Here is a 20895-nt window from a genome sequence, read left to right as displayed (position 1 = left end):
GTGTTGTGAGTAACCATTTCCAAGTGAGGTTGAGATGAAGCATTCACCCGATCGCGTCCTGCCTCCCGATGTCGAACTCGATTTGCGAGGTACGCCCTGCCCGATTAATTTCGTGCGTGTCAAACTCCGTTTGGAGCAAATGCAACCGGGCGAGTTGCTAGAAGTCTGGCTCGATCCGGGCGAACCGATCGAACAAGTTCCCGATAGCTTGGCGATGGAAGGCTATCAGATCGAACGGATTGAAGATCGCTGCCAGTTTTTTGCCTTGAGCGTGCGCCGTCCCGAGGCAGCACCGAAAAACTGTTGAGTCGTTTATCGCTTGGCTCGGAAGGGATTGGAAGGGTGGTTGCCGTCCAAGCCAACTTTTATCAAGTGCGATTGGAGAGTGAAGGAGGGCGAGAAATTCTTTGCACGCGCCGCGCGCGCCTGAAGAAGATCGGGCAAAATGTGATGGTGGGCGATCGCGTCCGCATCGAAGAACTCGAAGGCTCCAACGCCCAAGCGGGGGCGATTGCCGAAGTTTTCCTGCGCCAAACCGAACTCAAACGCCCCCCCATTGCCAACGCCGATCGCATTCTACTCGTCTTTGCCCTTGCCGAACCTCACCTCGATCCTTGGCAACTGAGCCGTTTTCTCGTCACCGCAGAAGCCACGGATTTGACTCCCTGCCTGTGTTTGAATAAAAAAGACTTAATTTCCCCCCAACAGCAGCAGCAGTGGCAGGAACGCTTAAAAACGTGGGGCTACGAGCCGATTTTAATTAGTGTGGCTTGCGATGCGATTGAGGAACTCGAAACGCGGCTTGCCGGAAGTACGACAATTGTTGCAGGGCCATCGGGGGCAGGGAAATCGAGCTTGCTCAACCGACTGCTTCCTGAGAGTGAATTGCGAGTCGGGGCAGTATCGGGAAAATTGTTGCGCGGACGGCATACCACGCGCCACGTTCAACTTTTTGAACTACCTGCGGGGGGCTTTATAGCCGACTCTCCCGGCTTCAATAAGCCCAGTTTAGAGTGCAATCCCCAGGAATTAGCCCGTTATTTCCCTGAAGCGCGATCGCGACTCGCTTTGGCGCAATGTCAGTTCGGCGACTGCTGGCATCGGAACGAACCGAACTGCGCCGTGCGCGGCGACTGGGAAAGGTACGAACATTATCTCGAATTTTTGAGCGAGGCGATCGCGTGGCAACAATCGATGCAAAGTAGTCCCGATGCAGAATCGAACCTGAAATTAAAGATTAAAAGTTCCGGGCAAGAACGCTACGAACCGCGATTGGAAACGAAGAAATATCGCCGCAGTTCTCGGAAAACTCGAACGCAGAATTTGCAACAAATGTACGATGAAGAGGAGTAATTAATGGATAATGGACAATGGATAATTGATAACGAAGATGCGTAGCGCTACGCGCTTAGATTTGGACAATGGTTAGATTGTTTATGCCTCAATAAGCTGTTCGTCATTTAAATTGTGATTTGGCTCTGACGGGGGCGGGGGTGAGGGGGAGACGGGGGGACGGGGTGAAAGATTTGTGGGATATTTCGATGATATTGTTTGAGTTTAATATCCCGATCCATTATCCATTATTCACTATCCATTATCCATTGTCAATTATTCCTATTTTCGTCCCAGCAACCAATAAGTCGTCATTGTTCCTTTGCCTTTCACTTGAATTTTGCCGCGTCTCTCGAAAAAAAATTTTCGTTTTAAACGCTGATAAGTTTGTGCGGAGACTTGAATCTTACCTGGTTCGCCTAACGATTCCATGCGCGAAGCCACATTGACAGCATCGCCCCACAGATCGTAAATAAACTTTTTAATCCCAATTACGCCAGCAACCACGGAACCCGTATTGATGCCGATACGCATTTGCAAGGGTTTGTTGAGTTCGAGTTGCAACTGTGCGATCGCCGCCTGCATTTCTATGGCAAATTCTGCGATCGCTTCAGCATGATTTTCCCGATAAATCGGCAATCCTCCCACCGCCATATAAGCATCGCCCAAGGTTTTAATCTTCTCAATACCATGTTTTTCGGCAAGGCGATCGAAGGCGGAAAAAATTTGATTGAGTAGGGCAACTAATTCAATCGGCTGCATTTGCGCCGAAAGGGAGGTAAAACCGACGAGATCTGCAAAAAGAATCGTGACTTCGGGGAATTGTTGGGCGAGGGAACCGTTAACCTGTTTGAGTTGCTCGACGATGGGTTTCGGTAAGATATTCAGTAACAAGGTTTCTGATTTACGTTTTTCAAGGCGCAGGGCGTGTTCGGCGGTGATGCGGGCGGTAACATTGACTTGAATGCCGATAAAATGCGTCAGTTGCGATCGCTCGTCGTAAACTGGAGAAATCGTCAGTTCGTTCCAAAAAGGGGTTTTATCTTTGCGATAATTGAGGAGAGTAACGGTACAATGTTCTCCGGCGCGAATTGCAGCCCGCAAGCGATCGACTTCAGCGCGATCGGTTTTTTTTCCTTGCAAGAAACGGCAGTTAGAACCCAACACTTCCTTCGCCGAATAACCCGTCATCTCTTCAAAAGCGGGATTGACGTAAATAAGAGGCATATCCTCTAAGCGCGCATCGGCAATGACAATCCCGACACTGCTGGCAGCGAGGGCGCGATCTCGTAATTGTACGGCTTCTTGCACCGCTTGACGGTATGACTCGCTTCCTTGCCAACGATTGTCCGTTACATCTTTCGCAATAGCGCAACTGATACCTTCTTCGTAGGGCGAGACGCGCCACTGCAACCAGCGCTGACTTCCATCTTTGCAGCAGAAACGATTTTTGTATTCTAGAGGCGGGCTGTTAAAGGGAAGACTGAGGGCGAGGGCTTCCATTTCCTCAGTATAATCGCGATCGGCCGGACAAACAAATTCGAGCCAAGGACGCGATCGCAACTCTTCCAGCGTCCAACCCAATCTTTCCACCCAAGGGCGATTGATCTCCACAAAATAGCCATTCGCCGCGCGCAAGCACAACAAATCCGAGGAAATCTTAAACAAGTTTTTGATAACCGTTTGCGAGTCCAGGGGAGAATTTAAAGTATCGTGGTGCAAAAGATTCATCGTTCGCCGTATTCTTCTGAGGCAAAACCCGAGTAGGTTTGCATTTGGCGCACCCCATAATCCAATCTCCAATGCCAGTGCTAGGAAGCAATCGCCCTACTTTAACTAATACTATAGCGCCTATCTGCTGATAGGTCACAATATTTCCTATTTTCACCGGCAACGTTAACCTTCTTAACTCCCAAACTTTTAAGCTTAGATTCTAAATCTTTTAAGTTGGGATTTTAAAAGGTAACAAAATTGTGAATATCGTTTTTCCAGGAACGCTATTCAAACAGATTATTCCTTCGTGTTTTTCAATAATCTGTTTCACAATGTTTAACCCCAATCCTCCCCCTTCTCCTAAAGGTTTAGTTGTGAAAAAAGGTTGAAAAATTGTTTCTTGAATTTCTTTTGGAATCCCCGTACCGCTATCTTGGATATGCACTCGCACAAAGTCATCTTGTCTTTGTACTTCAATAGTCAGCGTTCCTTGTCCTGCCATTGCATAGAGAGAATTTTGAATTAAATTCATCCATACTTGTTTGAGATCGCTCGGGTAACAGAGAATTTCGGGAAGAGATTCATCGCAATTTTTATGCAACTCTATCCCGTGTTTAAAAGCATTTTGATATAACGTTAAGACCGTATCAATACCCTCCGTAATACGAGCGGGAATCTTTTCTTCAGTAAAATCCTGACGCACGTAATTCTTAAGTGCTGTAATCGCAGATACAGTTTGTTCGGTGGCAGTATTCGCGACTTGGAGACTTTTTTGGAGGCCGACTAATTGGACGACCCAATCTAAAGTTTGCTCGCAATTGGGATGTCGTAAAAGTGCCTTAAATTGTTCGAGACTGTCTTCAATACCTATCTCCACTAAAATTTCTGCGATCTCATCCGCACCATCGATTGATTCTTCTTCTAGCTGCTGGCAAATGTCGTCCTGTAATTGAACGATATGGCGGCGAGAGCGCCGCACTAGCGTCTGTTTTGCAGAGCCAATCATTAACCAAAAATCTTTCTGAACTTCTGGTGGAAGGGATTGAAGAAAGGCGAGCAATTTCTCAAACTTAGCGATGCCAAATCCTTCACTCAGATTCGATGCAGAGACCTTCATTGCTGAGATGGGGCCGCTCAAATCGTGAGCAATTCCAGCCATCAATTGTCCGAGGGCTGCCATTTTTTCTGAATGGATCAACTTGAGTAATTGCCGCTGACTTTGTTCTTCTAAGCGTTGATTCAGTTGCCGCAATTGTTCTTCGATCTGTTGGCGCTGTTGGAGTTCGCTTTTCAGCCGTTCGTTTGTTTCCTGTAACTCCTGGATTGTCTGAGAAACGATGAGTTGCATTTGTTGAACAGTTAGGCGCAATTGCGCCGGATCTAATGCTTGCAAAATGTTACTTTGAGTTACAATGCCGGTTAGAGCGCCGCTATCAGCCACGATCGCTAAACGCCGGATACCGCGATCGCGCATGATTTCGTGAGCTTTCCAGAGCGTTGTTTCCAGGGAAACACTAAACACAGGAGAACTCATAACTTCGCCGCAAGAGAGGCTGGCGAGATCGAGTTTGTTGGCTTTAAAACGTACAATATCTCGTTCCGTCAGAATTCCGATCGGCAGGAAGGTATTGTCAGCGGTGGGGGCGACGATGACAATGCTACTTTTGCCCGTGTCAAGCATCAGTTGGACGGTTTCCAAGGCGGAAGCAGTCGCGGGGACGCTGAGGACGCGTGCCGCGTCGCGGATCCCTGCGGAATCGCTAACTACATCGACAACGCGGCGCATCTCGAGCAAATCTGTGGGCTGAAGGATGGCTCGAATGCGTTCCGGGGTAATCGTTCCGAGGAGGTTCTCGGCAGAATCGACGATGGGAAGGTAGTGGATGCAATGGACACGCATCAAGTCGATCGCTTTAAAGATATTATCGAGACGATCGCGCTCGATACAGAGCGGATTTCGAGTCATCGCTTGCGAAATCGGCACGTCGAGACGCGAGAGTGGGCTTCCGGCGAATTTCACTACGTCGCGTTCGGTAAAAATGCCTTCGAGCTTGCGCCCTTCGATGATTAGGATATAGCTCGATCGCGCTTGATTCATTGCCGCGATCGCCTCCTCAATCGAAGCATCGCAACCGATTGTTAAAGACTGGTCCTCCAGGATTTTATCGAGCCAAATTTCGGGACGGAGAAGATGAGAAAGCATAGCATTTTGAGGAAATAGACTCCTGCGCGGTTTGAGATTTTCCGAGCCGTCAGAGAAGCCTTCGCCGCAAAATTCGAGAAAAGATTGCACTTCGGGCTGTTTTTGTCAAGAGCCTTCCTTTATTTTGACGGGAAAGAAGGCATTTGAGTTAATTTATCGGTTGGTCTTTAAAAAAACCGGTTGAGCGCTCCCAGAAGTCGTTTCCGACCAATCGGCTAAAAACTGGGTCACTTCAACCGCCGACGGCTGAGCGTCGATCGCACCGGGCTTCATCACGGTCATCGCACCCACAGCGCTAGCATACCGAACGATTTCGCGCAGGATTTTAGGGTTATCCAGACAGTCGAGTCCTCGCTGGCATAGCTGATGGAGAATTCCGGCGCTGAACCCGTCTCCGGCTCCTGTTGCATCTTCAATCGTGACATTAAAGCCCGGTAGCTCGCCTTCGCCACCCCGAAACCAATAAGAACAGCCGCGATCTCCCCCCGTTACTAACACGCCGCGAACGCGATCGAGGCATTTAGCAATGATCCCAGCATCGGTAGTATTGAACAACCACATCGCTTCTTCGTCGGTACATTTTAAAAAGTTAGCGCGTTCGACCAGTTGTTGGGTCAGTTGAAAAGATTGACACTGATTGGGCCAAAAGCGATCGCGCCGGTTCACGTCAATAAAGATCGCCGTATTCGATGCTTCTGCGACTTCCAGGGCGCGCGCGATCGCCGCCCGCGTTTGCGGATACGCTAGCTCTAACGCCCCCAACACCAAAAAATCGGCCGCTTGAATCCAAGCGAGCGGTAACTGCGACGCGCTTAAATAAGCGTCTGCAAACTCGGTGGTTTCGTAGAGATCGAATCCGGCAAAACTGCACTCCCCCGCGTCGTCCCTCAGCACGTAGACGATGCGCGTCGGCGCGGTCGGGTGGCGCTGAACTCCTACTGCATCTACACCAATCTCCTCGAGCAGTCGCACTAAGCTTTCTCCCCACTCGTCGCGTCCGATGCAACCGATGAAACCTGCGGCTGTCCCCAATTTGGCTAGCGCACAAGCGACATTCGCAGGCGCACCTCCCGGATAATTCGTCCAAGATTCAACTTCTTCTAACGGCAGTCCGGGTTGGTCGGCTATGCGATCGAATAACATCTCGCCCATACACAGCACGCGGGGATAGTTCACGATTCCTTCTCCTTATCGACATTGACTTAACAACAGCGTTCCCAGCAAATTCAATGAATCGAGTCGATGCAAAGGGAATGTACCGACTGAAGTTCTGTCCCGACCGTTTAGTATTCCCTTGGGTTCCTCCGAGCAAAGCATCAGGAACCTTATAGAGAGCGATTGACACTCTATAGGGACAAAAGCGCGAAATTAGCATTTCCTCCGAGCGAGCGGGAGAAAATGCCAAGGCATAACTGCTGTTGAAGTTCGGCTCAAACGTTCTGAGTCGGGAGATTTAGACACGGTTCAATCAATCGAAGGGATGACGCTCGAAGGGGGTATGGTGCGATCGGATCGCCATTCCCGACTCGGGAATGGTTGGAAAACTCGCTCCCGATCGGGAGCGACGATCTATAACTTAACCCAAATTCTGATTTCGTTGAAATGTGTTTATGATAGCGACTCTTGGTGAAAAACTTATGAAAAGGCGTGGAACAGAGCGCGACAGGATCTTTTCTGGCATTTCGTTCCGGATGGGGCCCGGTAGCGCCGAAGAGTGAATTGGTAGATGCACCCTGGTTAATTCTCCTCTGACCGAACGTCAGGGGATTTTTTTTCTGTAAATCCAGTTTCACTTGTTCGGTAGGAATCATGTATCTTAATAGACGAGAAATGTAATAGACCGTCGTGTAAGGAGTTGAACCCTTGAAAAAGGTAGAAGCGATTATCCGTCCTTTTAAACTCGATGAAGTTAAAATTGCTCTCGTCAATGCTGGTATCGTTGGGATGACCGTTTCTGAGGTGCGAGGATTCGGCCGTCAGAAGGGACAAACCGAACGCTATCGAGGCTCTGAGTATACCGTTGAGTTTTTGCAAAAGCTTAAAGTCGAGATTGTCATTGAAGACAACCAAGTTGATATGGTCGTCGAAAAGGTGATCGCGGCTGCCCGAACAGGAGAAATTGGCGATGGGAAAATCTTTATTTCTCCTGTCGAAAAGATTATCCGCATTCGCACGGGAGAGGAAAATCTGGAGGCTGTTTAAAGACGGTCGATGGAAAAGTTAATCGAGGACTGACTGTTGAGAGAGTAAAACAGCAAAAGCTCTAGCGCGGTGACTGATTTCGTGCTTGACTTCTGCGGGCATTTGTGCAAAGGTCATCTGCAACTCCGGAACGTAAAAGATTGGATCGTAGCCAAATCCTTCTGTTCCTTGGGGTTCCCGGAGTATTTCTCCCGGGCAGATGCCTTCAGTTTGGAGGGCAATTGAGCCGTCGGGGCGGGCGATCGCGATCGCGCACACGAATTGGGCGCTGCGGCGATCGGTGTTTCCTAATTCGGACAAAACTCGGGCGATGCGCTCGCTATCGGTTGCCGCATAGCGAGCGGAATAAATTCCGGGCGCGCCGTCGAGCGCGTCCACCGCTAAGCCCGAATCGTCCGCGATCGCCCATTCTCCCGTCGCTTTCGCAACAACACTCGCTTTCAAGCAAGCATTTTCGGCAAAGGTCGTTCCTGTTTCCTCGATTTCCAATCCCGGCGGCATCAAGCCCCATTTCCAGTCGAACTGACTTAAATAAGCCTCCATTTCGCGCACTTTACCGGGATTGCTACTTGCAACAATTAACGTTCTCATCGTAATTAAAAGTCTAAAAACCGCAAGACTTGCGGGAATAGTCTGTGGAGCGAAAGTGAAGACCGAATCTCCGAATCGAGTCGGGGCAGTTGCTCTAAAGCAGAAACCGTTCGGCTGGTCGATTAACCGAATCCTAATTCGCGAGGCTTAGGAGTGACTACACTGCTAAGGCGGTTAAAATGTCAATATGCCAATCTTGCATATTTCAATTGTAAGTTGTGGATGGCAGATTGAAAAGTCGGTTTGAAGTGAATTCTTCAATCGCTGAAGAAGGGGGAAAAATTTAAAATTACGTCGCATCTGACTGAGGAGTCAAACCCTAGGTTTAATCGTTAGGTTTTCCCCCTTTCTCTCCCAATTGTTAAACAGAATTTGCCCAATCCCGCGCCCATTCTAGAATTTCTCGGACTCGCTCCAAATTTGCCGCCTCGCAGTATAAGCGCAAAACGGGTTCGGTGCCACTGAAGCGAATCAATAGCCAGCTACCATCGGTGAGGCGGAATTTGTAACCATCGACGGTTAAACAATCCACCACCGACTGTCCGGCAATTTCAACCAGAGGTTCGCTTTGCAACCGCTCCAGCAAGCGCTGTCGCACGTCCATTCCCGCTAAAGGCAGGTCGATGCGATCGTAATCCGAGAAAAACCCCGCTTTCTCCTGTAACTGGGCATAAAATTCCCCTAAATCTCGACCGGACTCGACCACCGCTTCGAGAACGTAGAGGGCAGAAAGGAGGGCATCGCGTTCGGGAATATGATGTCCGTAGCCGATACCGCCGGACTCTTCGCCGCCGAGGAGGGCAGGGACAGCCATCATGCGATCGCCCACATATTTATAACCAATCGGCGTTTGATAGAGGGGCAGTTCGTATAACTCTGCCAACTTAGGAATTAAGTCGGAACCGCTGACGGTTTTCACAACTTCTCCCGTCATCCCTCGCGCGCGGGAGAGATGGTCGATTAAGATCGGGATGAGGATTTGGGAACTGAGGAAATTGCCTTGCCCGTCTACCGCTGCGATGCGATCGCAATCGCCATCAAAAACCAAGCCAACGCGCATTTCTCCCTCGCCCCGCTCTGCTGCGGCTTTAACAACCGCGAGAAGCTCCGGGATATACTTAGGTAAAGGTTCCGGCGCGCCACCACCAAACAGCGGATCCCGATCGCAGTTTAACTCCTCAACTTGGGTTCCTAACAAGCGCGATAAGCCGCTCGCCGCCGCCCCGTGCATCACATCCACCCAAAGCTTGAGTTTTCCGGCAACGATGGCCTCCCGAATCGGCTCCACGCGCACGCAAGCGCGCAATCCCTCGCAGTAACTCTCCCAAGGATCGAATTCTTCGAGCGTCCCCGGCGTTTCGGCTACCCGCTGCCCTTGCGGAATCAGCGCTTCGATTTGCTGGGTAATTTCGGGGGCCACCGAACCGCCAAATGCGCCTTTCACCTTCAGTCCCAAATATTTTGCCGGGTTGTGACTGGCAGTGATGACTAAAGCACCGAGCGCTTTTTGGGCTTTTGCCGCCCAACTCAAGGCAGGCGTAGGAGAATAACCGGAAGCCAACTTAACATCGTAACCCGCCGCTTGCACGGCTTCGGCTGCCGCCCGCGCAAAATCTTCAGCCATGAAGCGACGATCGTAACCGATTAAAATTAAGCGATTATTCTCCACATCGCCATAATTTTGGGCTAGCACTTCTGCGGCTAGCGTCGCTAACATGGTCAATCGTTCAAAGGTAAAATCGGCGGCAATTACTCCCCGCCACCCATCAGTCCCAAATTTAATTTGATTCGCGGCAATTCCCATTACAAACCTCTTGCCTTGGATTTCCTAGCTCAACTTAGCATATACTAGCGCGCCTCCTACTCCGGACTCGCAGACCCTTGTAAGTAGTCGATCGCAGCTTCTAGGAGCGGATCCTTCCCCTCGAGGATCGCGCGCGCGTACTCCTCTGTTATCGGCACGCGCACTTCGGGCTGCACTCCTCGCCCTTCGATATAAGGCTGGCCCTGGCGATCGAGTTCGCGAGTATAAGTGTAGGTAAAGATCGTATCGTCTGGGAGGGGAACCCAAGCCACAGAACCGCCCGCTCCGCTGGTGGAATGCGCGCCAATCGCGACACCTCGCCCGTAGCGCTGCATCCAATCGGCAAAAAATTCGCAGGCACTGACGCATTTATCGCTTACTAAGATGGCAACTTTTCCGCCGTAGTAGGAATCCGGCGTGGGGGAAAATATGGGTAAATTAGCGGGAATTTCAAAAGAAGAGTAGGGAATAAAGGTGCCAGTCGCGATATCGGCTCGTTCGCTAATCGTGCGATCGAGCAATAAGGGCTTGTTCTCGCTCCAAAAGAAAGATAGCAGCGACATTAACAGCGCTACGCTGCCGCCCTCATTTTCCCGCAAATCGAGAATCAAACCGGAAACGCCTGCTTGCTTGAATCGATTGAGGGAATATCTGAAGCGCGCGATTTCTTCGCTGCTATCGCGAAAGCTCGTCCAGCGCAGGTATCCATATTGCTTACCCCCTCGCGCTAGCGTGCGCGAGGTGGGATAGATGCGAGCTAAGTCTAGCGGTTCGGGTAAGGGAAGCCAGACGGCGGTTAGGGTTTTTTCTTGGAGGGTTCCGGTTGGGGTGCGGTAGCGTAGGGCAACTGGGGTGCGGGCTGGAAAGCGGAGCGCGCGCGTTACGGCATCTAAGCGGCGGGTTTCTGGGGTGGCGGCGAAAGAGGTTTGAGTGAGTTGGGCGATGCGATCGCGGATCGCGATGCCATTCGTAGCGATAATTTCGCTGAGGGGTTCAATTCCAGCGCGATCGGCAGCACTTCCGGGCATAACCCGCTGTACCAGCACCCGCCCGTCGGCGAGTTCGACCGCTTCGATGCCGAATGAGCCGTTAAAATCGGCTAATTGAGCTTGCAATCGGGGTGCAATCACTTCAGCAGCACCTAAGACCTGAACGTGAGTATCTCGCATTGCCTGCGCGATTTCGTCGAGAATGGTAAAATAAGCGGTAGCATCCCGCTGTTTTTCGGCGGCGGCTATTTGGGGGCGGTACTGCTTGCGCCAAGCGTCCCAATCGATGCCGCGCAACTCGGTATAAGCGTAGCGCTTTTTCAGCAAGTCGATCAGCGCATCGAAGGAAGCTGTATAGCTGAGTTGGGAGAAATCCGTTGTCCCATCTTCCGGGCGCTCCCTTAAAAAGACAATTGCCTCTCGGGAGCGATCGAATTGAAAGCCTTCTCGCTTTAAGCGCACGACGGTATAGCCTTGAGGTAGGGCTGCGATCGGATCGTCTGCGGTAAATAACTTCCCGTCCGCCCCAAATCCTGACGGAAAGCCCTGTCCTGCTTCTGCTGCGTAAACTAAGAGCGTCCCACCGCAGGTTTCAGCGAGGCTATCTTTGCCGGTTGGCGGTGTTACGAGCAGAGAATCGATGGGAACGGAGAGTTGGGTTAATTGTTCGACGGGGGAAAGGTAGGGTTCGTCGGGGGTGAGGATGGCGTTATTGGCGAGCGTCACCGCCCAAATTTGTACGCCGGGATCGGGTTTGCCGTTGTTATCGACATCGTAGTATTGGCCGGTGGGAACGGGCGGTAAATCGAGAGAGTAGGTGAAGGGGGAAGTCAAAACATCGGAGGTTAATTTCCCAAAAATTTGTCCCGATTTTGGGGCGGTATAGCTGCCATCGCGCCGGACTAAGGTTGCACCGCGATCGAGGAGTACGACGGCTGGATTGTCGTACTGAATTGGGATTTCTAGGCTGCTCCAATCGCCCTGCCCGACTAAGCGGATCGGGCCGCTCCCTTCGCGTGCTAGCGTTGCGGGTGGGAAGGATTGGGCGGAGACTGGGGGAGAAAGGAACGAGCAGAGCGCCAAACTGAGTTTTATGTATCCGATTCGAGTTTTTCGTTGGATGCTCATCGCTCCTAGGTTTTGAGGTTCGTGCAGTTCTATTTCCCTATTTTTCCCACTTTCAACTCTGAATTCTCGCTGCTTTGCGCATAAAAAAAAGGGGTCAGATTCGCGATCGCCTAAACCCCTTTATATTGGTGCAAACCCGCACGAGTTTTTAATAACTTAGTGCGGCACTTCCCACTTGAGTTAGCACTTGTTGAAGGATATAAATTGCAAAGAAAGCGAGCATGGGCGATAAATCAAGACCTCCCAGTGGCGGAATAAAGGAGCGGAAGAGATTGAGGAACGGATCGGTAATCGGGCTGAGGAAAGAAGCAATTTGATTCGCCCATTCCATCGTTTGAAACCAAGTTAGTAAAATTCGCACGATTAAGACTAACTGGTAGAGCGCTAGAAATTGAATTAAGGTATTGATTAGTAACACAGAAGCCTCGTTTGCAATCATCGCGGTTTAAACGGTTATGACCTTGTAAAAGTAAAAGTGGGAGCAATTCGATGGTTTGATTGTATCAAATCGATCTTACGGGTGCGCGGGAAATCGATCGCGTCTCGGGCGAAGATGCTACGAGCGTATTGGAGCGAGCCTCCTCCCGTCAGCGATGGGGAATGGCAAGTCTAAAAATTCTCTTATGTCAAAGCAGTTGCCCATATCAAAATTTTTGCAAAATGTCAACGATAAAGCAATCGCCATTCGTTATCCATTATCCATTCTTAATCATCGCTCTCGATACTCCCGCTCCAATTCAGTCCCATTGCGGTTGACAGAGTTCAATTGTTGCCGCACGTCATCAATGGCGGCATTCAACTGAGCAATTTTTGTTTCCAAACTGCGACGAGTGCCTTCAATGCCGCCGGTTTCGTCGTTAGTCGCTTCCGTTGCTTCAACTAAGATGCTTTCGCGCTCGGAGGTGTCCTGTCGTCGCGAAGTTGCGATCGCGCCAACTAAGCCGCCGACTAAACCGCCGACAACCGCTCCGAGTAAAAATCCATTCCCAAACCCATCGCGTTGACTCATAAGCTCTAAAATTTGACTCATTTTTCAAAATCGCTATTCTTCTACGTTATCTCAAGGACTGACGCAAGTTTTATGCACTCATCGCCAGCTTAAGTTCCAAAAGCGCGATCGCCCGCATCGCCCAAACCCGGAACAATATAGCCTTTCTCGTTTACCCCTTCGTCAATGATGGCGCTGTAAATATTCAATTGAGGATACTTTTGACTGAGCTTTTGCAAAGCGGGCGGGGCAGCAACAATTGAGATAATGCGAATCGAAGCCGGATCGCCGCCTCGTGCGACAATTGCTTCCATCGCCGCTGCAATCGAACCGCCGGTAGCCAGCATCGGCTCGAGAATCAAAATCCGAGTTCCTGCGTCAAAGCGATCGGGCAGTTTATTGAGGTAGCAGCTTGGCTCTAGGGTTTCTTCATCGCGAACCAATCCGAGATGGTAAATCGAGGCTAAAGGCATCACGCTCTGAGCGCCTTCGATTAAAGCTAAGCCCGCGCGTAAAATGGGGACAATCGCCGTTGGTACTCTGGGATCGATAACTGTTGCTGCGGTTTCTGCTAGCGGGGTGTACACGGTTGTTTCTTCCACGGGCAGCCAGGAGCGACTTGCTTCGTAAGTCAACCAGCGCCCTAGCTCTACCATCGCGCTGCGAAAGAGAACTGAAGGCGTATCGCGATCGCGGGCTACCGCAAGCCAATGTTTAATTAAGGGGTGATCTGGCACGTAAATGCGCAGTTGAGAAGTCATGGCTGGGAAATACTATGGATTTATAGATGACGGATTGCTGCTCTACAGAAATGTCGAGCTTCGGGCGGAATTCCTCAATCTCTTTAACTTAACGGTCGTGCAAAACCTCCCCTCTGTCAAGAGTTAGGGAGAGGGGCGCTCTTCAGAGTTCAACATTCAGCATTTAATCTATGAATTTCAAATTATTTTTATTAATATTCTGGCTAGCAACGCTAAGTTTCGCGCTGCCAACTCGTGCGGCTAACCCCCAAGATGTCGAACGCCTCCTCCAGAAAAACGAGTGTCCCAAGTGCGATTTAACAGAGGCGCAGCTAGGGCGGGCGAATTTGAGCGGGGCGAATTTGAATGGGGCAGATTTGAGCGGGGCGAACTTGAGTGGGGCGAACTTGAATGGGGCAGATTTGAGCGATGCTAAGTTGGTGGGGGGACAATTAACTTTTGCAAATCTCGATCGCGCAAACTTGCAACGAGCCGATTTCGGGTTGCGCCAACAGGAAGATAAAAAGATTATTGCCAATCTCGATAGTGCCAGATTGCAGAGCGCAAATTTGTCGGGAGCCAATTTACGAGGAGCGAGTCTCGAAAGTGCGGATTTAACGGCCGCAGATTTAAGAAATACAAATTTGAGTAAGGCGAATTTACAGCAAGCGACGCTAGCGGAGACAAATTTATCCCTAGCCGTGCTATCGGGAGCGAATTTGCAGCAAGCTACGATGAACTTAGCCAAATTGCCGGGAGCGAATTTGAGCGGCGCTAATCTCCGGGAGGCAGTGTTGGAAGTTGCGAATTTAGACGGTGCGACTTTGAGCGGTGCGGATTTAACGGAAGCGAAGTTAGTCGATACGAATTTTGCGGGAGCGAATCTGTCAGGAGCGAATTTAACGCGGGCGAGGCTGCAAGGAGCGGGGTTTTATACGGCGAATTTGAGCGGGGCGAACTTAACCGAGGCGATGGTGAAAAATGGCGGTTTTAATCGAGCGAATTTAACTGGGGCGAATTTAACCGGGGCAAATTTAACGAATGGGAAGTTTGCGATCGCGAATTTAACCCGGGCGAATCTGACGGGCGCGCTCCTGCCCTTTGCCTACCTGCACAGCGCCATCTTGACAGAGAGTACCCTTAATGGAGCCGCACTCTCAGAAGCTAACTTGCGCGCCGCAAATCTTAATGGGGTCAGCGCAATTGGTGTAAACTTAGAAAACGCCAATCTGATTGAGGCACAACTGGTTAGAGCGAACTTGTTGTACAGTAATTTAACAGGTTGTGACTTGAGAGCGAGTAATTTAGGAGAAGCCAACCTGACGGCGGTTAATCTCAGTGAAGTAAATTTAGAGGGTGCTTTTTTGGCTGGAGTCAACTTGACTCAGGCAAATATCGCTCAAACGAATTTTAAGGGCGCGATCGGGATCGATACTTATCGCTTAAGATCGCAGCAAAAAAGAGTAGCAAGAGATAAAGAGTAATTAGGAAAGTTCTGAATTTTTTAGGGCTTTACAGAAACTTTATAATTTAGTCAGGGAATAATAAGTCCGAACGAACCGAAAATTCCCCATATCCGTCAAGGAACGCAGGATTCTAAAAAGTGGAATTTCGCTTGCTTCCCTCCCAATTGCCGAAGGAAGATATTTTCCCCCGTTCCGAAAGCCAGCGCACCGAATATACCCGATAATCCGCTCGCGACTCATGAGTCAAATTGCTTCCTCATATCCGAATAGCAGTCAAAGACGCTTGCTAGATGATGGCATTCGGCAGCAGAATCAGGGAGATTTTGATGCCGCGCACGAGAGTTTTCAAAAAGCCTTACGCGCTTATAAAGCAGCGAACGATCGCTTAGGAATGGCTCGCTCGTTCTGTTGCCTCGGACTCAACTCCTACAGTTCGGGGGACTACCCGCAAGCGATCGCTTACACTCGTCAGAGTTTAGCCCTTGCTCGAGAACTGCAAGATAGACGTTTGGAGGGGCAACTTCTCGGTAATATCGCGAATGCCTATCGCCACCTCAAAGATTATCACGAAGCCCTGCAATATCAGCAAGAAGGGTTATTGCTCCTGCAACAGGAGAAGGATATTACCGGGCAAATTGCTGCCTACAATAACTTGGGTTTGGCTTATAAGGCTCGAGGCGATTATACAGAGGCGATCGCGGCTCAAGAACAAAGTTTGCAACTCGCCCAAAACCTCAAAGACGCGAAAACAGAAGCCCAAATTCTTAAAAATTTAGGCAATGCCTACTATGCTTTGGGAAATTACGACGGCGCGATCGATTATTACGAAAAGCGTTTGGCGATCGCGCAACGCCTCGAGGATAGTCAAAGTCAAATGCAAATTTTACGCAATTTGAGCAATGCTTGTTACACCCAAGGCGATTACGAGCGGGCAATCTCCTACGGGCAAGAACGCTTAAATAATGCTTATCTTTGTGGGGATACTCGCGCCCAAGAACAGGCCCTCGCTAGCTTGGGGATTATTTGCGATGCGATTGGCGACTACGCGCGCGCCATTTCCTTCTACGAACAGCGTTTGACGCTAGCGAGGGCGCTTCACGATGCCCGCGTCGAAGAAGAAACGTTACGCAGTTTGCGTATGGCTTGTTACGCTCTGGGTGACTATGCCAAAATCCTGGATTACGAGTCTTGAGTCGCTCGAGCGAGTGGAGAAATTGCCCTTAGTACCTTGACAAACTTAAAATTAGGGGTCAAATTTTTCTCCCCATCTCCCCGTCCCCCCAGTTTTCAATTCCGCACTTTTGTGCTACAACATTTTCGGCAGCCCACTATATCGCGATCGCGTTCTACCCCTGCCGATCCCAATTCTCCAAGTTCGGACGACAGATATTGAGGCTGAAACCCCTAATATATCTAGGTTTCTTCATTTTTAATTTTTAATTTTTAATTTTTAATGGGTATGACCATCGGAGTACCCTTACGAATCGTTAAAGGATTGCTACGGGGAGGATGTCAAAAAATGAAAGTCGCTGATAAGATGGGCAGATGTCAATCAGTCAGTCTACGCCCCAAGTGCGGTTGTCGATTCGACGAATAGTATCTCATCATTGACTCAATCAGGAGATTGAAACCATGCAAGAGCCAGAAATCAAAACCGTAGAACAATCGCCCGTGGGGATTAAAACCGAACCCGCAGGTCAAATTGCCTACCCTGCAAGCGAGCCGGCTTGGCAAGAATGGGCTGAAACTGTCAGCGAATTTACGTCACAATTACCGAATTACATTGCGAGATTTTTCTCGGATTACAAACAACCGCTCTTAACACTGGGATTATTTATTGCAGGCATCATTACCGTTAAGGTAACGTTAGCCTTACTCGATGCCATTAACGATATTCCGCTCCTCGCTCCCGGCTTAGAATTAGTGGGCTTGGGTTATACGGGCTGGTTTGTCTACCGCTACCTGCTTAAAGCTGCGGATCGCCAAGAGTTAGTAGCAGAAGTCAATAAGCTGAAAACACAAGTGCTTGGCTCGGATTCTTAAATTGCGATCGCGTTAAAAATTTAGGGCTTCCTTCTTAGATCGCGGACGCGACTGCCAAATCGCTGCGATCCTCAACAGTGCCTTTGGAGAAAAACGAGAAGGATTGTTACCCCTGAACCTCAAAATGGCGCGGGCTTTTGCCCGCGTCAATAACGCTTAATAGTCACTCCTGGAGAGCGAAAACCGAAAGTTTTAAGCTAACATTCTCTGCTAGAATATCCAGCATAAGACTGACCCAATCCATGCTAATACTCAAAGCCCAGCTAAAAGGAAAGACAGAGCAGTACGACCTCATAGACGAGGCGATTCGTACTGCTTTGTTTGTCCGCAATAAGGCTTTGAGGCTATGGATGGATGTAAAAGGGAGCGATAAATACGACCTCAACAAATACTGCGCTGTACTTGCAAAAGAGTTTGAGTTTGCTAAAAAGTTAAATTCTCAAGCAAGACAAGCCAGTGCAGAAAGAGCGTGGTCTGCCATTAGTCGATTCTTTGAGAATTGCCAGAAGAAAGTACCCGGTAAAAAGGGCTTTCCGAGATTCAAAAAGCGCGGTCACTCTGTCGAATATAAAACTTCAGGATGGAAGCTTAGCGACGATCGGAAATCCCTAACTTTGACCGATGGCTTCAAGATTGGCAGGCTCAAATTAATCGGTTCGCGCGATTTAAGCTTCTACCAGATCGAGCGGATTAAGCGTATCAGACTCGTAAAACGGGCTGATGGTTACTATGCTCAGTTCTGCGTCGATGTTGAGCGAACAGAAGAGATTGAACCCTCGAAAACCACTATCGGGCTAGATGTTGGACTCAATCATTTCTATACCGATAGCAATGGTGAAGTTGTCGAGAATCCTAAATACCTTAGAAAATCGGAACGTCAACTCAAAAAGTTACAACGCCAGGTTTCTAAGCGGAAGAAAGGATCGGCTAACCGCAAAAAAGCAATTAAGCGCTTAGCCAAGAAGCACTTGCAAGTAAGCAGGCAGCGTAAAGACTTTGCCGTTAAGACGGCAAGGTGCGTAGTTCGGTCTAACGACCTGATTGCCTACGAGGATTTGCAAGTGCGGAACATGGTAAAGAATCATAAATTAGCTAAGTCTATCAACGATGCGAGTTGGTCAATGTTCCGGCAATGGGTTGAGTATTTTGGTAAGGTATTTGGCAAAGTTACTGTTGCAGTACCTCCCCAATATACAAGTCAGAATTGTTCAAACTGCGGTAAGCAAGTTGTTAAAACATTGAGTCAACGTACTCATTGCTGCGGGCATTGTGGCACTGTACTAGACCGCGACCACAATGCGGCATTGAATATCTTAGCTAGAGGCATAAATAGGGTAGGGCATACCCAAATTAACGCCTGGGGAGAGTTCGACCTCTGCCAAGTAGATGTAAGTCTATTTAGTAAGTTGTCTCGCTGAATCAGGAATCCCCGTTACAGAGAGTGCGGGGAGTGTCAAAGTGGAGGGAAGGCGATTCTAAAGCAAAGGTTAAAATTCCGTGAAAGCGATCTCTATTCTCGGTTCGACTGGTTCGATCGGCACGCAAACTCTCGATATCGTTACCCATCATCCCGATAAGTTTCGAGTCGTCGGATTGGCAGCCCGACAAAATGTGTCGCTTTTTGCCGAACAAATTCGTCAATTTCAGCCGGAAGTCGCGGCGATTGGCGATGAAAGTAAGTTGGCTGAATTGAAGGATGCGATCGCGTCGTTTCCCAATCCCCCCGTTCTCCTGGCGGGCGATGAAGGTGTGGTGGAAGTGGCGCGTTACGGCGATTCCCAAAGCGTGGTCACGGGGATCGTCGGCTGTGCGGGACTTTTACCGACGCTAGCCGCGATCGAAGCCGGGAAAGATATCGCCCTCGCTAATAAAGAAACGTTAATTGCTGGCGGCCCCGTCGTGCTACCCCTGGTTCAAAAGCACGGCGTTAAACTCCTCCCCGCCGACTCGGAACATTCCGCGATTTTTCAATGCTTGCAGGGCGTTCCCGAAGGCGGTTTGCGCCGCATCCTCCTCACCGCTTCCGGGGGGGCGTTCCGCGATTTGCCCGTCGAAAAGCTGGCAGGGGTCAAGGTAGAAGATGCCCTCAAACACCCGAATTGGTCGATGGGACGCAAAATTACCATCGATTCGGCGACGTTAATGAATAAAGGATTGGAAGTGATTGAGGCGCACTTCCTGTTCGGCGTGGATTACGACAAAATCGATATCGTCGTGCATCCGCAAAGCATTATTCACTCCTTAATTGAGTTAGAAGATACCTCGGTTTTGGCGCAGTTAGGTTGGCCGGATATGCGCTTGCCTCTACTTTATGCGCTTTCTTGGCCGGAACGAATTTATACCGATTGGGAATCGCTGGATTTGGTGAAAGCGGGCAATTTAACCTTTAAGGAACCCGATCGCGCGAAATATCCCTGTATGGATCTCGCTTACGCCGCCGGACGCGCGGGCGGGGCGATGCCAGCCGTGCTGAACGCTGCTAACGAACAAGCGGTGGAGTTATTTTTAGAGGAAAAAATCGGCTATTTGGATATCGCGCGTTGTATTGAATATGCCTGCGATCGCTTTTCTGCTCAAAATGTGCAACAACCGACGCTTGATGATATCTTAGCGGCGGATCGCTGGGCGCGCCAAGAAGTTCTTTCCGCTCATAAACTTCTCGGTAACTCCTCAACGGTAACAGTTGCCGCAGAAGCTGAGAAAAGCTTTCGCACCCTCGGCATAGAACGGGCGGAAAAGGGAGATTATCCCGGCGCAATTCGCGCTTTAAACGAGGAATTGAAGGAAAATCCGAGTTCTGGGGCGGCTTACCTCAGTCGCGGTTTAGTCCGGGCAATGATGGGCGACGATCGCGGGGCAATCTCGGATTATACTGAATCGATTCGCTGCGATCTCGGTCAGCCCCAAGCTTTTTATCAACGCGGTAAAGCGCGTTTAAAACTCAATGATTATCAAGGCGCGATCGCAGATTTCGAGCGCGCGATTCAATTAGATGCCAACTGTGCCGCCGCTTACTACCACCGGGCGCAAACTTACAGCCGCATAGGGAAAACCCAACAAGCGATCTCTGACGGCAATGTGGCAATCAACCTATTCCTCGAAAGCGGCGATACCGACAGCTACCAAAAAGCGGTTCGCTACGTGGACGATCTCAAAGATCGCGTCCAGTTTTTTCGGTGATACCATAAAGACGTAAGATTGTCAATAAAAAACGGGGATTATCGGAAGAATGGAACTCGATCGCTTTGTAATTTGGGCAGTAGCCGTCTCCCTGGTTGCGGGGTTGGGGATTGGCATTATGCTGTGGGCGTATCGCGGCAGCGGCAGTACGGCAGTTTTGTTCGCCGAAGCAGTTCCCCTCGCAACCGCGCTAGAAGCCGATCGCACCGGAAATAAAGCGAAAGAGAGCTTTGAGAAGGGCTGCGAAGCCTTTAATCGGGGCAATTACCAGCAAGCGCGCGATCGCTTCACCCAAGCGATCGGACAATTAGAAGACCTGCCCGAAGCCTACCATAATCGCGGTCTTTGTTGGGCGAACCTGCGGCAAGATGACGATGCAGCGGTCAATTTAGTGCGGGCGAGCGAATTATACGCTCAAAGCGACAATCCCGACGCGATTGCGCAAATCAAGCAACAATTAGAAGCGATTAAAGCCAGGAAATTAGCGCGGGAGAGGAAATAAAATTGCGAGCAAGG

18 protein-coding genes and 1 pseudogene are annotated in these 20895 nt (G+C 49.8%); 10 read left to right on the top strand and 9 right to left on the bottom strand.

The window, feature by feature from the left end:
• Window positions 1-34 precede the first annotated feature (34 nt).
• Together H6G50_RS12790 and rsgA are read left to right on the top strand one after the other, a co-directional pair.
• The gene (locus H6G50_RS12790; RefSeq protein ID WP_190716807.1) at window positions 35-307 is read left to right on the top strand and encodes a sulfurtransferase TusA family protein; all 273 of its coding nucleotides are present in this window, start codon (window positions 35-37) and stop codon (window positions 305-307) included.
• Window positions 304-1353, top strand: a complete 1050-nt coding sequence (rsgA, locus tag H6G50_RS12785; RefSeq protein ID WP_190716805.1) for a small ribosomal subunit biogenesis GTPase RsgA — start codon at window positions 304-306, stop codon at window positions 1351-1353. Before H6G50_RS12790 ends, rsgA begins: the two co-directional genes overlap by 4 nt.
• Window positions 1354-1614: 261 nt before the next feature.
• On the opposite strand, the gene H6G50_RS12780 is transcribed toward rsgA, so the two are convergent.
• The 3 genes from H6G50_RS12780 to H6G50_RS12770 all read right to left on the bottom strand — a co-directional run bounded on the left by H6G50_RS12780 (window position 1615) and on the right by H6G50_RS12770 (window position 6424).
• The gene (locus tag H6G50_RS12780) at window positions 1615-3063 is read right to left on the bottom strand and encodes an adenylate/guanylate cyclase domain-containing protein (RefSeq protein WP_190716803.1); all 1449 of its coding nucleotides are present in this window, start codon (window positions 3061-3063) and stop codon (window positions 1615-1617) included.
• Window positions 3064-3274: 211 nt separating this feature from the next.
• A complete protein-coding gene (locus H6G50_RS12775; protein WP_190716801.1) occupies window positions 3275-5338 on the bottom strand; it encodes a CBS domain-containing protein in 2064 nt (687 codons plus the stop codon).
• A 63-nt stretch (window positions 5339-5401) separates the two neighbouring features.
• On the bottom strand, window positions 5402-6424 hold the full coding sequence (locus tag H6G50_RS12770) for a PfkB family carbohydrate kinase (RefSeq protein WP_190716798.1): 1023 nt from the start codon (window positions 6422-6424) through the stop codon (window positions 5402-5404).
• Between the two features lie 687 nt (window positions 6425-7111).
• Here H6G50_RS12770 and H6G50_RS12765 point away from each other — a divergent pair.
• Window positions 7112-7450 carry a P-II family nitrogen regulator gene (locus H6G50_RS12765; protein WP_190716796.1) on the top strand — a complete coding sequence of 113 codons (339 nt, stop codon included), beginning with the start codon at window positions 7112-7114 and terminating at the stop codon, window positions 7448-7450.
• An 18-nt stretch (window positions 7451-7468) separates the two neighbouring features.
• On the opposite strand, the gene rdgB is transcribed toward H6G50_RS12765, so the two are convergent.
• The 6 genes from rdgB to upp all read right to left on the bottom strand — a co-directional run bounded on the left by rdgB (window position 7469) and on the right by upp (window position 13711).
• On the bottom strand, window positions 7469-8041 hold the full coding sequence (gene rdgB / locus H6G50_RS12760) for an RdgB/HAM1 family non-canonical purine NTP pyrophosphatase (protein ID WP_190716795.1): 573 nt from the start codon (window positions 8039-8041) through the stop codon (window positions 7469-7471).
• Window positions 8042-8402: 361 nt separating this feature from the next.
• Entirely contained in the window at window positions 8403-9845 is a 1443-nt protein-coding gene (locus tag H6G50_RS12755; protein ID WP_190716793.1) for a phosphoglucomutase/phosphomannomutase family protein, read from the bottom strand.
• Between the two features lie 56 nt (window positions 9846-9901).
• On the bottom strand, window positions 9902-11962 hold the full coding sequence (locus H6G50_RS12750; RefSeq protein ID WP_190716791.1) for a S41 family peptidase: 2061 nt from the start codon (window positions 11960-11962) through the stop codon (window positions 9902-9904).
• Window positions 11963-12110: 148 nt separating this feature from the next.
• Entirely contained in the window at window positions 12111-12401 is a 291-nt protein-coding gene (locus H6G50_RS12745) for a YggT family protein (protein ID WP_190716789.1), read from the bottom strand.
• 270 nt (window positions 12402-12671) lie between these two features.
• The gene (locus tag H6G50_RS12740) at window positions 12672-12992 is read right to left on the bottom strand and encodes a hypothetical protein (protein ID WP_242032807.1); all 321 of its coding nucleotides are present in this window, start codon (window positions 12990-12992) and stop codon (window positions 12672-12674) included.
• Window positions 12993-13060: 68 nt separating this feature from the next.
• Window positions 13061-13711, bottom strand: coding sequence for a uracil phosphoribosyltransferase (gene upp / locus H6G50_RS12735; RefSeq protein ID WP_190716788.1), 651 nt, complete (start codon window positions 13709-13711; stop codon window positions 13061-13063).
• Between the two features lie 170 nt (window positions 13712-13881).
• Between upp and H6G50_RS12730 the strand changes: the two genes are divergently transcribed.
• The 7 genes and pseudogenes from H6G50_RS12730 to H6G50_RS12705 all read left to right on the top strand — a co-directional run bounded on the left by H6G50_RS12730 (window position 13882) and on the right by H6G50_RS12705 (window position 20881).
• Window positions 13882-15174: a pentapeptide repeat-containing protein gene (locus H6G50_RS12730; protein ID WP_190716786.1), complete on the top strand. Its 1293-nt coding sequence runs from the start codon at window positions 13882-13884 to the stop codon at window positions 15172-15174.
• A 220-nt stretch (window positions 15175-15394) separates the two neighbouring features.
• Window positions 15395-16348: a tetratricopeptide repeat protein gene (locus tag H6G50_RS12725; RefSeq protein ID WP_190716783.1), complete on the top strand. Its 954-nt coding sequence runs from the start codon at window positions 15395-15397 to the stop codon at window positions 16346-16348.
• Window positions 16349-16788: 440 nt separating this feature from the next.
• Window positions 16789-17199 (top strand): CAAD domain-containing protein, encoded by a 411-nt coding sequence (locus H6G50_RS12720; protein ID WP_190716781.1) that lies wholly within the window; start codon window positions 16789-16791, stop codon window positions 17197-17199.
• A 242-nt stretch (window positions 17200-17441) separates the two neighbouring features.
• A complete protein-coding gene (locus H6G50_RS12715) occupies window positions 17442-18617 on the top strand; it encodes an RNA-guided endonuclease TnpB family protein (protein WP_190716779.1) in 1176 nt (391 codons plus the stop codon).
• A 79-nt stretch (window positions 18618-18696) separates the two neighbouring features.
• Window positions 18697-19848: pseudogene (dxr, locus tag H6G50_RS12710) on the top strand (1-deoxy-D-xylulose-5-phosphate reductoisomerase); the annotation flags it as partial.
• Window positions 19849-19920: 72 nt separating this feature from the next.
• Window positions 19921-20379 (top strand): tetratricopeptide repeat protein, encoded by a 459-nt coding sequence (locus tag H6G50_RS24160; RefSeq protein ID WP_347239932.1) that lies wholly within the window; start codon window positions 19921-19923, stop codon window positions 20377-20379.
• Between the two features lie 49 nt (window positions 20380-20428).
• Entirely contained in the window at window positions 20429-20881 is a 453-nt protein-coding gene (locus H6G50_RS12705) for a hypothetical protein (RefSeq protein ID WP_190716775.1), read from the top strand.
• Window positions 20882-20895: the final 14 nt, after the last annotated feature.

Origin of the sequence: Oscillatoria sp. FACHB-1406 (assembly GCF_014698145.1) — a bacterium.
GTDB lineage: Bacteria > Cyanobacteriota > Cyanobacteriia > Cyanobacteriales > Spirulinaceae > FACHB-1406.
Note: the sequence above shows the minus strand (reverse complement) of the source record. Positions and strands in the feature narration are given on the sequence as shown.

What these genes read in the sequence shown, in the direction of transcription:
- H6G50_RS12790 (WP_190716807.1), top strand. Translation starts at nt 35, where the DNA reads ATGAAGCATTCACCCGATCGCGTCCTGCCTCCCGATGTCGAACTCGAT.
- H6G50_RS12780 (WP_190716803.1), bottom strand. Translation starts at nt 3,063, where the DNA reads ATGAATCTTTTGCACCACGATACTTTAAATTCTCCCCTGGACTCGCAA.
- rdgB (WP_190716795.1), bottom strand. Translation starts at nt 8,041, where the DNA reads ATGAGAACGTTAATTGTTGCAAGTAGCAATCCCGGTAAAGTGCGCGAA.
- H6G50_RS12755 (WP_190716793.1), bottom strand. Translation starts at nt 9,845, where the DNA reads ATGGGAATTGCCGCGAATCAAATTAAATTTGGGACTGATGGGTGGCGG.
- H6G50_RS12750 (WP_190716791.1), bottom strand. Translation starts at nt 11,962, where the DNA reads ATGAGCATCCAACGAAAAACTCGAATCGGATACATAAAACTCAGTTTG.
- H6G50_RS12745 (WP_190716789.1), bottom strand. Translation starts at nt 12,401, where the DNA reads ATGATTGCAAACGAGGCTTCTGTGTTACTAATCAATACCTTAATTCAA.
- H6G50_RS12740 (WP_242032807.1), bottom strand. Translation starts at nt 12,992, where the DNA reads ATGAGTCAAATTTTAGAGCTTATGAGTCAACGCGATGGGTTTGGGAAT.
- upp (WP_190716788.1), bottom strand. Translation starts at nt 13,711, where the DNA reads ATGACTTCTCAACTGCGCATTTACGTGCCAGATCACCCCTTAATTAAA.
- H6G50_RS12730 (WP_190716786.1), top strand. Translation starts at nt 13,882, where the DNA reads ATGAATTTCAAATTATTTTTATTAATATTCTGGCTAGCAACGCTAAGT.
- H6G50_RS12725 (WP_190716783.1), top strand. Translation starts at nt 15,395, where the DNA reads ATGAGTCAAATTGCTTCCTCATATCCGAATAGCAGTCAAAGACGCTTG.
- H6G50_RS12720 (WP_190716781.1), top strand. Translation starts at nt 16,789, where the DNA reads ATGCAAGAGCCAGAAATCAAAACCGTAGAACAATCGCCCGTGGGGATT.
- H6G50_RS12715 (WP_190716779.1), top strand. Translation starts at nt 17,442, where the DNA reads ATGCTAATACTCAAAGCCCAGCTAAAAGGAAAGACAGAGCAGTACGAC.
- H6G50_RS12705 (WP_190716775.1), top strand. Translation starts at nt 20,429, where the DNA reads ATGGAACTCGATCGCTTTGTAATTTGGGCAGTAGCCGTCTCCCTGGTT.